This window comes from Archangium lipolyticum (genome assembly GCF_024623785.1).
GTDB lineage: Bacteria > Myxococcota > Myxococcia > Myxococcales > Myxococcaceae > Archangium > Archangium lipolyticum.
This window is the reverse complement of the sequence record NZ_JANKBZ010000007.1, coordinates 82,771-96,422: the sequence shown is the minus strand read 5'-3', so window position 1 is coordinate 96,422 and position 13,652 is coordinate 82,771. Positions and strand designations below refer to the sequence as shown.

General features: G+C 68.2%; 9 protein-coding genes. 7 read left to right on the top strand and 2 right to left on the bottom strand.

The annotated features are described in order from the left end of the window. Window positions 1–33 precede the first annotated feature (33 nt). The 3 genes from NR810_RS17315 (at window position 34) to NR810_RS17305 (ending at window position 5,943) form a co-directional block, all read left to right on the top strand. Window positions 34–1,890: a thrombospondin type 3 repeat-containing protein gene (locus tag NR810_RS17315; protein WP_257453729.1), complete on the top strand. Its 1,857-nt coding sequence runs from the start codon at window positions 34–36 to the stop codon at window positions 1,888–1,890. A gap of 18 nt (window positions 1,891–1,908) precedes the next feature. After that, window positions 1,909–3,873, top strand: coding sequence for an adventurous gliding motility protein AgmC (gene agmC / locus NR810_RS17310; protein ID WP_257453728.1), 1,965 nt, complete (start codon window positions 1,909–1,911; stop codon window positions 3,871–3,873). A gap of 315 nt (window positions 3,874–4,188) precedes the next feature. Continuing rightward, a complete protein-coding gene (locus NR810_RS17305; protein WP_257454127.1) occupies window positions 4,189–5,943 on the top strand; it encodes a serine/threonine protein kinase in 1,755 nt (584 codons plus the stop codon). Window positions 5,944–5,960: 17 nt separating this feature from the next. Here NR810_RS17305 and NR810_RS17300 read toward each other — a convergent pair whose 3' ends face one another. Continuing rightward, window positions 5,961–6,524, bottom strand: coding sequence for a regulatory protein RecX (locus NR810_RS17300; protein ID WP_257453727.1), 564 nt, complete (start codon window positions 6,522–6,524; stop codon window positions 5,961–5,963). Window positions 6,525–6,624: 100 nt separating this feature from the next. Then, window positions 6,625–9,348 (bottom strand): family 20 glycosylhydrolase, encoded by a 2,724-nt coding sequence (locus NR810_RS17295; RefSeq protein ID WP_257453726.1) that lies wholly within the window; start codon window positions 9,346–9,348, stop codon window positions 6,625–6,627. 99 nt (window positions 9,349–9,447) lie between these two features. Here NR810_RS17295 and NR810_RS17290 point away from each other — a divergent pair, with 99 nt between their 5' ends. From NR810_RS17290 to NR810_RS17275, 4 genes are all read left to right on the top strand, one after another. Next, the gene (locus tag NR810_RS17290; RefSeq protein WP_257453725.1) at window positions 9,448–11,283 is read left to right on the top strand and encodes a M48 family metallopeptidase; all 1,836 of its coding nucleotides are present in this window, start codon (window positions 9,448–9,450) and stop codon (window positions 11,281–11,283) included. A 72-nt stretch (window positions 11,284–11,355) separates the two neighbouring features. Continuing rightward, a complete protein-coding gene (locus tag NR810_RS17285) occupies window positions 11,356–12,633 on the top strand; it encodes an RNA polymerase sigma factor (protein WP_257453724.1) in 1,278 nt (425 codons plus the stop codon). Window positions 12,634–12,670: 37 nt separating this feature from the next. Continuing rightward, on the top strand, window positions 12,671–12,943 hold the full coding sequence (locus NR810_RS17280; RefSeq protein WP_257453723.1) for a DUF2277 domain-containing protein: 273 nt from the start codon (window positions 12,671–12,673) through the stop codon (window positions 12,941–12,943). A 98-nt stretch (window positions 12,944–13,041) separates the two neighbouring features. Then, window positions 13,042–13,518: a hypothetical protein gene (locus NR810_RS17275; RefSeq protein ID WP_257453722.1), complete on the top strand. Its 477-nt coding sequence runs from the start codon at window positions 13,042–13,044 to the stop codon at window positions 13,516–13,518. The last annotated feature ends 134 nt before the right edge of the window (window positions 13,519–13,652 follow it).

Below are 13,652 nucleotides of genomic sequence, written 5' to 3'. Positions count from 1 at the left end.
ACGGGTGACCCTGCTTTCCCTGCCGGAGAACCCATGAGCTACACGAAGCCGCGCCCGCCGATGCGTTCGGCGGGGTACGTGCGTCTGTCCGCCCTTGCCGCCTTGTTGCTCACCTCGGCGGCGCTCGCCCAACCCACGGGCGTACCGCAATTCGAGCTGGAGCGCCTGGAGCTGAACCCCAACGGCCGGGGCTCGCTGGTGATGGGAACTGGCGAGTTGCTGCCCGCGGGAGGATTCCGCCTCTCGCTCCTGGGGCACTACGAGAAGGATCCCCTCGTTCTCTACGCGGATGAGAATCCGGTGGGAGCGGTGGTGGGCGACCGCGCCATGGCGCACCTGCTGGTGGCCTGGGCTCCGCTCCGGTGGCTGGAGCTGGGCCTCCAGGTGCCCCTGGTGGTCTGGCAGCGGGGAGACGACCTCAGCGCCCAGGGCATCTCCGCTCCGGCCCAGACGGGTCTCTCCACGCCCTCGGTGAACGTGCGGGTGGGGCTGCTCTCGCAGCGGCGGGAGGCTCCATTGGACCTGGCGGTCGACCTGGGCGTGGGGCTGCCCGTGGGCAGCGTGGAGACGCTCTCGCGGGACAGCACCTTCCGGTTCTCTCCCAAGGTGATGCTGGGCCGGCGTTTCGGTCTGATCCGGGCCGGTGTGGAGGCGGGCGCGATGGTGCGGCCCACGGTCACGCTCATCAATGACGAGACCGTCCAGGACGAGGTGGGCAACGAGGTGCGCCTGGGCGCGGTCCTCGCCACCACGGGTAGCGGGCTGCGCGGAGAGCTCAACGTGCGCGGCACGCTGCCGCTCACCCGTCAGCCGAAGTCCCTGGAGGTGCTGGCCGGCGTACGGCTGCCGCTGAGCAGCCTGATGGAGGCCTACGCGCTGGGAGGACCCGGCTTCGGTGATACGCCGGGCACGCCCTCGTTCCGCGTGCTGCTCGGCGTGGCCTTTGGCGGCTCCGAGCCCCCGGACTCCGGGCCGCGCGATGACGACGGCGACGGCGTGCCGAATAGCGAGGACAAGTGCCCCAACGAGCCGGGCCCGGCCGAGCGCAAGGGCTGCCCGGTGAAGGACACGGATGGCGACGGCCTCGACGACTCCGTGGACAGGTGCCCGCGGGAGCCGGGCCCGGCCGAGAACCAGGGCTGCGCCGGGGAGAAGGACACGGACGGGGATGGCGTCGCGGACTCTGAGGACAAGTGCCCCAAGGAGCCGGGTCTGGCCGCGGACCAGGGCTGCCCGGTGAAGGACCGGGATGGCGACGGCATCGACGACGCCGCGGACAAGTGCCCCCGGGAAGCGGGCCCGGCCGCGCGTCAGGGCTGCCCGGTGAAGGACACGGATGGCGACGGCGTCGTGGATGAGCGTGACCTCTGCCCGACGGAGGCCGGTCTGGTGGAGCTCCGCGGCTGCCCGCCGAGGGACACGGACGGCGACAACGTGTCGGACCACCTGGACAACTGCCCCAAGGAGAAGGGCGTGGAAAGCAACCACGGCTGCCCGCCGCAGCAGGAGCAGCTCGTGGCCATCCAGAAGGGCAAGCTGGAGATCAAGCAGGCGGTGTTCTTCGCCACCAACAAGGCGATCATCCAGCGCCGCTCCTTCAAGATGCTGGATCAGATCGCCCGGGTCATCCAGCAGCACCCGGAGATCGACAAGATCATCATCGAGGGCCACACCGACAACGTCGGCAACGCGGACGTCAACCGCAAGCTGTCGCTGGCGCGTGCGGAGTCGGTGAGGGACTACCTGGTGAAGAAGGGCGTGGAGCCCTCGCGTCTGGAGGCGAGGGGCTACGGGCCCGATCGTCCCCTCCTGCCGAACAAGACGTCCAGGGGCCGTGCGGCCAACCGCCGCGTGGCGTTCACCATCGTCAACCCCGACAGCGAGCAGTAGCCCAAGGAAGCAAAGGCCATGAAAACTCCATTCATGAAGAAGTGGCTCGCGGCCGCGCTGTGCGTGCTGGCCCTCGGAGCGACGGCGGCACGGGCCGAACACGACACGTTCGGGATCGGCACGGGAAGAGACGGGGCGCTCGTGGTGTCGACGAGCGGCACCTTCATCAACAGCTATGCCCCGGTGACGGCGGCGCTGGCGGTGGGGAACACCTCCATCACGATCGGAGCCTGCACCGGAGTGTCCCCGTGCTTCACGGCCGGAGATCTGGTGATGGTGTACCAGACGGCCAGCCTCGAGCAGGTGCCTCCCGTCGACCTCGGCAACAGCCCGGTGGGGCGTTGGGAATTCGCGAGGCTGGCCTCGGCAACGGGATCGACCCTGGAGCTGACGGCACCGCTCGTCTACGCGTACGCGGCGAACGTGACCCAGGTCATCCGGGTGCCCGAGTACAGCAACGTCACCATCAACTCCGGCCAGAGCATCACGGCCCCTGCATGGAATGGGAGCACGGGCGGTATCGTCGCGTTCCTGGCCAATGGCTCCGTGAACAACAGTGGGCAGATCGCCGCCAGCGGCCTCGGTTTTCGTGGAGGCCAGTACGTCATCGATCCCTCCGGGTCGCGAGGCTGCACAACAGAGGATGAGCCAGCCCCCTCGGGTGCACAGAAGGGCGAGGGCATCGGAAGCTCGCGGTTCGGCCCCACACAGACCGGGCGCAGTAACGTGGCCAATGGTGCTGGAGGCGGCATCTGCCTCAAGTCGGGAGGAGGAGGTGGTGGCAATGGCGGGGCGGGCGGTCAGGGAGGACGCTCGGAGAGCGGAGCCGAGGTTGGAGGAAGAGGGGGCGCGGCGCTGACCTACTCGGCATTGACCCACTTCACCTTCGGAGGAGGTGGTGGAGCCGGCCATGGCTCCACCAACACGGGCGTGGCCGGAGGGTCTGGGGGTGGCGCCATCTTCATCCGGGCCAATCAACTCACGGGTACGGGCAGCATCAGCGCCTCGGGTAACCTGGGCGGTACCTCGGCCTCGGATGGAGGCGGTGGTGGTGGCGCGGGTGGAGCTATCTACCTGCGCTTCGTCAGGACAGCCGATTGCGGTTCGGTTCTCGCCACTGGCGGCATCGGTGGCAACGTGAACGCCCCACGGGTGGGTCCTGGTGGTGGTGGCGGAGGAGGGCGGGTGCTGATCCAGGCCGCTCCGGGAGGCACCTGCAACGTCTTCGCTAACGGTGCCGCACCCGGCATCCAACAGGATCCTGTGGAACAGTCCTACGGCGCTCAGCCGGGCAGCATCGGCGCCACCACGGTGATACCGACCGGGTTGATCGTGCCGACTCCCCCCACGGTGGTCACGCCGGCCAACGGCAGCATCACCAGCAACCGCCGTCCCCCCATCACGGGCACGGCTACTGCCAACGTCGAGGTGATCATCTACCTCGACGGGAACGAGATCGGCCGGACGACGTCCAATGCCGCCGGCAATTATACCTTCACTCCGACCACGGACCTGGCCGACGGCAGCCACACGGTGTATGCCGTCGCGGAGGTGGAGGCACTGCGGAGTCTCAAGAGCACCACCAACACCTTCACCGTGGACACAGCACCGCCGGAAACCGAGATCGTCTCCGGCCCGTCAGGCTTCACCCGGGAGCTGAACGCGACATTCGAATTCAGATCGAATGAGCAGAACGTAACCTACGAGTGCCGCCTGGATGGGGCGACCTCCTTCACCACGTGCCCCTCGCCTGTCACCTTCAGCAACCTGACCGTGGGGGCGCACACCTTGGAGGTGCGAGCCCGAGATGCAGCGGGCAACGTGGACGAAACCCCGGCCACTCGGACCTTCCGCATCACCGAGGCCGACCTCTCCCTGCTGGGCAGTGGTTACGGCTGCTCGAGCACGGGGCGGGACACCTCGTTGGTCCTGATGGGCCTGGGCGCGTTCGCCGCGCTGGCCCGCCGCCGGCGCCGCAACTAAGGGCGCACAGGCCGTGATTCGAGCCGGGCTCCCCTCCCCTTCCTGGGAGGCGGGACCCGGCTTTTTTCGTGGCGCCACACCCCATGAGCTGTGAAGCCTCCACGGCTGGCCCCACGTGAAGGCCGACATCACGGTCGTTGTGTTGACCTCAAAGCGACCATCCCCAGCAATCTCCTTGGCCCATTCATGGGCCAGCGACCACGGCAGATTTCCTTGAGATTGAAAGCTGTGTCACCGTCACGTCCGCCCGATGGCATGAGCCCGCTGACTTCCTGAAGGAGCGCTGGGCTCGACTGGACGAGGAGACGGGTCGTGATGCAGCAAGTCGGCAAGTACCAGCTGATCCGCAAGCTCGCCACTGGAGGCATGGCCGAGGTGTTCCTCGCCAAGGCCGCTGGTCCCATGGGCTTCGAGAAGACGCTGGTGCTCAAGCGCATCCTGCCGCACCTGGCCGAGGAACCCGCCTTCGTACAGATGTTCCTCTCCGAGGCGAAGCTGGCCGCGCGGCTCACCCACCCGCACATCGCACAGATCTTCGATTTCGGAGAGGCCGACGGCGCGTACTTCCTGGCCATGGAGTACATCGACGGGCCCAGTCTGCGTACGCTCATCAAGCGCGCGTCGGCGCAGGGACTGTTGCTGCCGCCCGATATGTGTGCCCGGCTCGTCTCCCATGCGTGCGAGGGGCTGGCCTTCGCCCATGATTTCACCGATCCGGAGACCGGTGAGGCACTGGACGTCATCCACCGAGACATCAGTCCGGACAACATCCTGCTGTCCAGACAGGGAGCAGTGAAGGTAGTGGACTTCGGCATCGCCAAGGCCGCCGGACATGGGACCCGGACGGAGAGCGGAGTCATCAAGGGCAAGCTGGCGTACATGCCGCCCGAGCAGCTCCGAGGCCAGGCGTTGGACCGGAGGGCGGACGTGTATGCGCTGGGCGTGGTCCTCTACGAGCTGCTCACCGCCCGCCGGCCGTTTGCATCGAGCACGGATGCTGGCCTGATGCAGGCCATCCTCTTTTCGACCCCCGTGCCCGCGGCGCAGGTCCGGCCAGACCTGCCTGAGCCCCTGCAGCGAATCCTCGCACGGGCGCTTTCCATGGAGCGTGAGCAGCGCTATCCGGACTGCCATTCCTTCCAGGCGGATCTAGAGGAGTTCATCCTCCTGGCCGGTAAGCCAGTGGTGACTCAGCAGATCGCTCAGCTCATCACGCGGGCCACTTCGAGCACCGAGATTCCGGTGGCCCAGCCGGGCACGACGCCCCATGGGTCACGTTACACGACCACGCCAGTCCACACGCCAGCGCCCACCGCCACGAGAACGGACCCGGAGGCTTTCAGCACGCCAGTGACGGTGAAGAGGCCCGAGAAATCCTCCGAACCCTTGACCATACCAAATCGCCCTCAACGGCTGAAGGAGCCCCATCCTCTTGAGGATCTGGAGATACGGCAGCAAGAAGAGCTCGTGAAGCGTTGGCGATCTCGCAGGAGGGAACTGACCCTCGTGGCATGCGTGCTGCTCGCGGCGGGAGGCGGCATCGTGCTGTGGCGGACAGCCCCCGAGCCCAAGCCTCAGGAGTCGGTGCCCGTGGCTGAGAACCAGCCATCTCCTTCCCTTCCCTCAGTTCCCGCTCCGTCCACGGACAATACTGGAGAACGGGCCCAAGCAAATCCCAGTGCTCCATCGGCGTCGCTGCATCCCAAGAACGCCACACCCCAGGAGCAGAAGCAGAAGCCAGCCGCGCCGAACGCCATTCCTCAGGACCCCGTCACGTCCAAGAACGTGCGTCCTCCGTCCCGGGTGGGCAGTGCTCCCAAGCTCAATCGCACTGCATTGGCTTCTCCCGATCCCAAGCTCAATGGCACCCTCAAGCTGCGAATCCGGCCGCCAGCCACCGTCGCAGTGGACGGGGAGGAGTTGGGATACACGACCGCGCCAATAGAGCTGTCTGCGGGGCCTCACATCGTGACGCTCGTCAGCCACACACTCTCGAAGATCGTGCAAAAGGACATCGAGGTGGAGCCCGGAAAGACCACGATCCTCGAGGTCAACCTCCATCAGGAGTGAAGCGAACGCGAGAGGAGCTACTCGGGTGCGGCGTCGATGATCTTCTTCGCGATCCCGAAGGAGAAGCCAGCCCGCGCCAGGGCGGCGAGATCCCTCTGCCGGTTCTCCTCGCGGGTCCGCGCATCGCGCCGGAAGGGTCCGAGGCGCTTCTTCCGCGCCCAGATGCGGGCAGCCTCCTCCTCGGAGAGCTCCGCGGTAACCTCGGCGAGCTTCTGCTGGGCGAGCTCGGCGGAGACGCCCTTCATCCGCAGCTTCTGGGCAATCACCCTGGCACTGCGGCCCGAGGAGCGCAGCGCATGCGCCTTCATCCCGGCGTAGGCGCTGTCATTGATGAGCCCGTTGCGGATGAGCTTGTCCACGAGCGCATCCACCCAGCCGAGTGCCTCGGCGCGCTCCCCACCGTGGACACGGAGGGATCGGTCCACCCTGCGGACGAGCACGCGCTTGAGCTGGCTCACCGACGCCGCGTACCGCTTCAGGTAGTGGAGTGCGGCGTTCTCCAGATAGCGCGGAGACACCTTCCGGGGCTGCTTCTGCGCCCCTTTCGGCTTCCGCTCCTGTGCTCGTTCGGCCTCGTCCACGGGTAGGGTTTGTAACAGGCCGGTCCGACCCCGACAGCGGGAATGCGCCCCGGGGTGCCCGGTCCGCACCCCAGCAGCCTGCCAGGGAGGCTCCGGTGACTCAGTTCAGCTCGGTGGTGCGGCTGAACCGGCCATCGCTCGCGCGGGTTCTGAGGAGCACCTTGCCGGGCACGGGGACAGGCCCCGAGTACACGCTCCACGTCCTTCCCGCGTCGGTCGAATATTCGATGACGAGTCCGGGGAAGAGCACGCTCGCCTCCAGGCGGCCCTCGATCCGCCGCGCGCCGGGCAGGGGGATGCGGTAGTTGAAGCCCAGGCGCTCCGGAAGCTCGCCGCGCACGTCCACGGCCCGGTAGACGCCCAACCGTGGCAGCACGTACTGGCCCAGGCTGTTGGTGTAGCGCGCCCAGAGCGCGGGCATCTCGCTCACGGGGGGGAGCTCGGGGTTCCAGGCGCGCTCCGCGACACCGAGCATCCTCGGGAAGGCGAGGTACTCGAGCACCTGGGGCGTCTTGACGTTCTCTCCCCAGAGCAGGCCCTGCATGCCGAGGATGTTCTTCTTCCCGGCGGCCGACAGGCGCTCCTTGTCCTTCCAGGTGGACGGCGCGATGGGCCTGCCCAGACCGTCCTCGGTGGCGTTGGCGAAGACGTCGAAGGGCCGGTACTCGAACGTCCGCTGGTCATCGACGAAGTTGGCCCAGGCGGCGCCCGGCTCGTCGGGGTCCTTGTCGTACGCGAAGTCCAGGTAGAGGTTCGTCGCGTGGGCGAGGACGACCTGGTAGCCCTGGTTGGCATAGGTGTAGGCATCGCCCTCGCGGCCCCAGCCCCACACGTTGCTCCACGGCATGGGGATGAAGCCTTGGAGCGTCAGGCCGTGGTGGAGGACATCATCCCAGCCCGTCATCCGCGCGCCGGTCGAGGTGATGATGCGATGCCAGCGGGTGAAGAAATGGTTGTAGAGCTGGACATCGGACAGGTCGCGGGTGGCGGGGTTCCGCTTGCACTGGGGAGAGTCCTGCCACCACACGTTGGAGCTCAGCGGGGGCAGCTCGTCTCCCCCACCATGGATGGCCACGAGCCTGGCGCCCGGTACCGCGTCGTAGCGCGCCTTCAGCTCCCGGACGACCTTGTCCAGGAAGACGTACGTGCTCTCCAGACAGGGATTGAGGAAGTTGTCCGTGTAGCTCTGGACGCTCAAGTGCTGGGACGTGTCCTCCGGGTCGGCCAGACGGTACTCGGAGGCCCGGGCCGGGTCCGAGCCCTGGAACACGCGATGGCGATACTCCATGGCCCGGACGGCGGCACGGGAGTGCCCGGGGACGTCGATCTCCGGAATCACGTCGATGTGCCGCTCCGTGGCGTAGGCAAGGATCTCCTCGAAGTCCTTGACCGTGTAGAACCCGCTCCCCTTGCCGACGAGGTTGAGCATCTCCGGCTCGAACCCTTGATACGCCGGAGGCAGCGCACGGCTCGCCTCCGCTCGCCGGACGGGCTCTACGTCGAGGTGGTCCCCTCCCTCGCGGTTGTTTCCGGACCCCATCGCCATGTGGAGCATCCTGGTCTCGTCCGGGTCGAAGCCACGGCGCGCGCCGTAGTGCGTGAGCTCCGGGATGCCGGGGATTTCGATCCGCCAGCCCTCGTCATCGGTCAGGTGGAAGTGGAAGGTGTTGATCTTGAAGTGCGCCAGCACGTCGAGCAGCTTCTTGATCGTCTCCTTGGACTGGAAGTGACGTGCCACGTCCAGGTGCATGCCGCGGTAGACGAACCCGGGCGCATCGGCGATGGACACCTCCGGCAGGGAGAGCTCCGTGTGGCGGCCTTCAGGCCGTACCGCCGCGGAGTAGGTCTCCGTGGGCACCAGCTGGCGGAGTGTCTGGATGCCGTAGAACACGCCCGCCGCATCCGCGCCGGTGATGCTCACCCGTCCGTTCTTCACCTCGAGGAGGTAGCCCTCCGCGTCTCGCGCCCCATCTCCGTCGATGTCGAGAGTGGCATCGAGCCGAAGGGAGATCCGCGCGTCCCCCTCATCCGCACGGGTCGTGATGGATGCGGCCAGCACGTCCCGCAGCGCGGAGGCCAGATAGGCGGCCTCACCCGCCAGGGCCGGTGCATGGCCGATGGCGACGCCACCCCGAAGCGTCACCCTTCCCGAGCCCTCCTTCACCCGCCGGGGAACCGGCAGGAGCCGGGCCGCGAGATCCAGGGACTGGAAGGCCGGGTTCTCGGCATGGCGCAGCTCGGGCGTCGGGACCGGCAGCACGTCGCCTCCGAAGCGCGTGGTCTGCTTCGGATCGGAGACATCGAACGCGACGCTCAACGGCACGGCGAAGGCGACGCCCTTCTGGGACGGCTCACCGGAGAACACGACATGGAACCCGGCGGGCGCGTCCGTCTTCAGGATGGCCTGGTAGTTGGCGAGCAGCTCGAACGTGCGCCGCTCTCCCGGGAGGAGGGGTTGGAAGCCCGCGAGGGGTTCGAGCACGTGGTAGTCGCCGCTTCCGGCCCGGTCCGCCTTCGAGATGCGGATCCCCTGCTTCTCGAGCGCCTGGAGCGCGGAGAAATTCCCATCGCCGTCCTTCAGGAAACGCCGGGAGAAAGTGAAGTAGAGCTTCCATCCGCTGGAGCCCAATGCGACGGGCCCCTGATTCTCGAGCGTCAGCGCGGAGCGGAAGAACCTCCCGCGCCCCACGAGGTTGTCCACGGGCCGCCACTGAAGGGACAGAGCGGTGCGGGCCTGGGGCACATCGGCCAGCGGCTTCGGCTGGGGACATCGGCACGCCGAGGCCAGGACGGCCACGAGTGGCCACAACAGGAGTCGTTTCATCGTTCCGTCCATCATACGAGGTGGCTGCCGGACGGGGGGGCTCCCCCTGAAGCCATCGCACACGCTAGGGTCTGCCCTCTCTCCGGCCCTCCGTCCGCCATGAACTCCACCCTGACACTCCCCGGCTTCCTCCGCACCTACGCGCTACCCGCGCTCTGGGTCTTCGCGCTCCCGCTCTTCGGTCTGTGGTTCGCCGGCCATGCCACCGACCGGTTCGACCGGGACCTCCTCACCACCGTCGAGGGTCAGATCGCCCAGGATACCGGGCTCGACGAGGAGCGGCGGCAGCAGACACTGGAGTTCTTCCGTGCCGTCCCGGCCTCGATGGCCTGCCTCTCCACGGGCGAGGAGCTGGAGGGGTTTCGCAACAGCCTCGGCGAGGTGTGCTCGGACCTGCGGCAGTTCAACTGGATGAGCCTCCTGGCGCTCGCCTCGGTCGTGCTGGGGATCGTCTCCGCCGTCATCGCCCTGCTGTGCGCCCTGGCGGCGTTCATCTCCCGGCCCTTCCAGTACGGCGGCTTCGTGGTGGGCTGGAACGTGCTCCGGGTCACCGGGGCGTTGCAGGCGCTCGCGCAGGGGGCGCTGGCCGTGTGGCTGTCCTACTGGATGACCGCGGTGTGGTTCGACAGCTACTACCCGAAGCTCATCCTGCTGGTCGGCGTGATGGCCGCCGCCGCCCTCTTCCTCGTGGTGTCCGCCATCTTCCGCCGCCCACCCATGGACTTCGAGGTGGAGGCGGAGGTGCTCGAGCAGGCTCAGGCGCCGGAGCTCTGGGCCCATGTGCGCCAGCTGTGCGAGCGGCTGGGGACCCCGCCGCCGGACCACATCCTCGCGGGCATCGACACCAACTTCTTCGTCACCGAGAGCGAGGTGAGCGTCGGAGAGAGGAAGCTCACCGGCCGGACGCTCTACGTGAGCCTGTCCCTGCTGCGCCTGCTCGAGCGCTCCGAGGCCGACGCGGTGCTCGCGCACGAGATGGGGCACCTGCTCGGAGGGGACACGGGCCATGGCAAGCGGCTCGCGCCCATGCTCGCGCGCTTCGGGCAGTACCTCCAGGCGCTCCGCGACGGCGTGCTCACGCGGCCCATCTTCCACTTCATGCTGGCCTACCGCGGGCTGTTCGAGCTGTCTCTGGGGCGCAGCCGGCGCGCGAGCGAGCTCGCCGCGAGCATCACGTCGGGCCGGGACATCGCCCGCTCGCTCGTGAAGGTCGGCGCGTACGCGAGCTTCCGCGATCGCGTGGAGGCCGACCTCTTCGCCCGCGGAGAGCAGCAACAGACCGTGGCCATCGCGCAGCGGGTCGCGCTCGGCTTCGCGGAGTACGCCAACTCCGAGGCCGTGCATGGCGACCTGCACGGCGTGGTGACGCCGCATCCGTTCGACTCCCATCCCCCGCTCGCCGCGCGCCTGGAGAATGTCGGGGAGGCGCTCACGCCGGCCGACGTGGTGCGGGTGCTGCTCGAGCCCACCACCTCCTCCTGGGCGAGCGCCATCCTGGAGGCGGAGGCCATCGAGGCGCGGATGTGGGGCGAGTACGAGGCGCGCTTCGCGGAGGCGCACGACGTGGCGCTCGCCTACCGCTACGTGCCCTCCACCGAGGCGGAACGGCGCCACGTGGAGAAGCACTTCCCTCCCCTCACCTTCGAGGGCAAGGAGGCCGGGCTGGAGGTCCGGCTGGATTACGCCCAGGTGAGCTGCACGGAGTGGGACGAGCCCATCCGTCTCGAGCAGGTGAAGTCCGCCACCACGGATGAGCGGCTGTTCAAGAAGTACCTGGACCTGCAGCTCGAGGGGGGCGGCCTGTTCAAGGGCAAGCGCTCCATCTGCCTGAGCAAGCTGCGGGACGCGGACGGGATGGTCCGCGCGTTCGGGCACTACCTCGGGCGCCACAAGACCATGGAGGAGCACCGCGCGAGCTCACGGCAGGCGGCGTGAGCCAGGCGCGAAGCAGTAGTCGTGTGGCGCCTCCGCTTGCATCGGCGGATGGAGATGCTCTGATTCATCACCGTGACGGATTCCACGACACATCGCGCCATCCACGCGGTCTGGAGAATCGAGTCGGCCAGGCTCATCGCCGGTCTCACCCGAATGGTGCGCGACGTCGGCCTCGCCGAGGAGCTCGCGCAGGACGCGCTCGTCGCCGCGCTCGAGCAGTGGCCGAAGTCGGGCGTCCCGGACAACCCGGGTGCCTGGCTCACGGCCACCGCGAAGCACCGTGCGATCGACCTCTTGCGCCGAGGCAAGAGGATCGAGCGTAAGCACGAGGAGCTCGGTCACGACGCCGAGCAGGACAGGGCCGTGCCGGATCTCGACGAGGCGATCGACAATGACGTCGGCGATGATCTGCTGCGCCTCATGCTCATCGCCTGTCATCCGGTCCTCTCGACCGAGGCGCGTGTCGCGCTCACGCTCCGCCTGCTCGGAGGCCTGACGACCGAGGAGATCGCCCGCGCGTTCCTCGTCGCGGAGCCGACCGTCGCCCAACGCATCGTCCGGGCCAAGCGGACCCTCGCCGAGGCGCACGTCCCCTTCGAGGTCCCGCGAGGGGACGAGCTCATCGCCCGGCTGTCGTCGGTGCTCGAGGTCATCTACCTCATCTTCAACGAGGGCTACTCGGCGACCGCCGGTGACGATTGGATCCGCCCCGGGCTCTGCGAGGACGCACTTCGTCTCGGCCGTATCCTGGCCGAGCTCGTCCCGAAGGAGCCGGAGGTCCACGGCCTCGTGGCGCTCATGGAGATCCAGGCGTCGCGGCTGAGGGCGCGGGTCGGTCCGTCGGGAGAGCCCGTCCTGTTGCTGGATCAGAACCGCGCGCTCTGGGATCGAATCCTCATCCGCCGGGGTCTCACGGCGCTCGCGCGTGCCGAGGCGCTCGGCGGCGAGCAGGGTCCCTACGTGTTGCAGGCCGCGATCGCCGCCTGTCACGCACGGGCGCCGACGGCGGCGGAGACGGACTGGGCGCGCATCGCCAGGCTCTACGAGACGCTCGCCCAGCGCATGCCCTCCCCCATCGTGGAGCTGAATCGCGCGGTCGCCGTCGGGATGGCGTTCGGACCCGCGGCGGGGCTCGAGCTCGTCGATGCACTGGCCTCGGAGCGCTCGCTCCAGGGCTACCACCTGTTGCCGAGCGTGCGCGGCGACTTCCTCACGAAGCTCGGGCGCTTCGACGAGGCCCGCGCGGAGCTCGAGCGCGCGGCATCGCTCACGCGCAACGCACGCGAGCAACACCTTCTGCTCGAGCGCGCCGAGGCGTGTGCCCGCGCCGCTCGTGGGCCTTCGCAATAGGCCCCTCTTCCGTTCACGTCGAGCCTTGGAGACCACCATGTGCCGGAACATCAAGACGCTGTTCAACTTCGAGCCGCCAGCCACTGAAGAGGAGATCCGGGCGGCGTCCTTGCAGTTCGTGCGCAAGTTGAGCGGCTTCAACAAACCCTCGCAGGCCAACGAAGCGGCCTTCGCGAAAGCCGTTGACGACGTCGCGGCCGCCGCCCGTGTACTGCTGGCGTCGCTGTCCACGACCGCCCAGCCACGGGATCGCGAGGTCGAAGCCAACAAAGCGCGCGAGCGCTCACGCCTGCGCTTCAGCCGCCGCTGAAGCGAGGGCTCCGGTCGTCCGCGGGCCAGTCGGGCAGACGACAGGAGCCGGACGGGAATGCTGGCCTCCGCACGGCCGGGGCGTTACGGGTGATCTCCATGGAATCCACTCCCTCCTCAGCCGTGGCCACCTGCCTGCTCTGTGGCGCGGAAGCCTCTCCCGCGCTGGACCTGCCGCGTTTCGGCGGCTCCTCCTGCGAGGACTGTGCGCGGCGCGTGGGCCACCTGCTGGTGGAGGCGCCCTCGTCACTGACGGATATCTGGCCGCTCCTGTCGGAGGAGGACGACGAGGACTCGCTCGAACCCATGGTGCAGCGCTCGGATGGGACTTCGGTGCAGTTGCGCCAGCTCACCGCGGAGCTCAAGCGCGAGCTGTCGGTCGAGGATCGCATGAAGCTCGCCGAGCTCTACGGTGACATCGGACTGGTGCGTGAGCAGCTCGAGGAGTGCGGCCGGGTACTCGTCGCCGCGCCCTCCGCCGCGCTCGCCCAGCGTGCGCTCGACGTGCTCTTCTCGAACGAGCTCTGCTCGCCCTTGGGGCTCGAGCAGTTGCGCGGGCACCTCTTCCCAGCCTGAGGCATGGCGTGCCCCGCGCCCGGGAGCGCCAGGGCTCGCTCGCCTGGCGGGCTTGCGAATGGGGGAAGGGCTCCCCCGTGGTTTTTTGGGGCCAGCGAAAAGCTTTACGTATAGCGTTCCATCCGTTCCCGCGA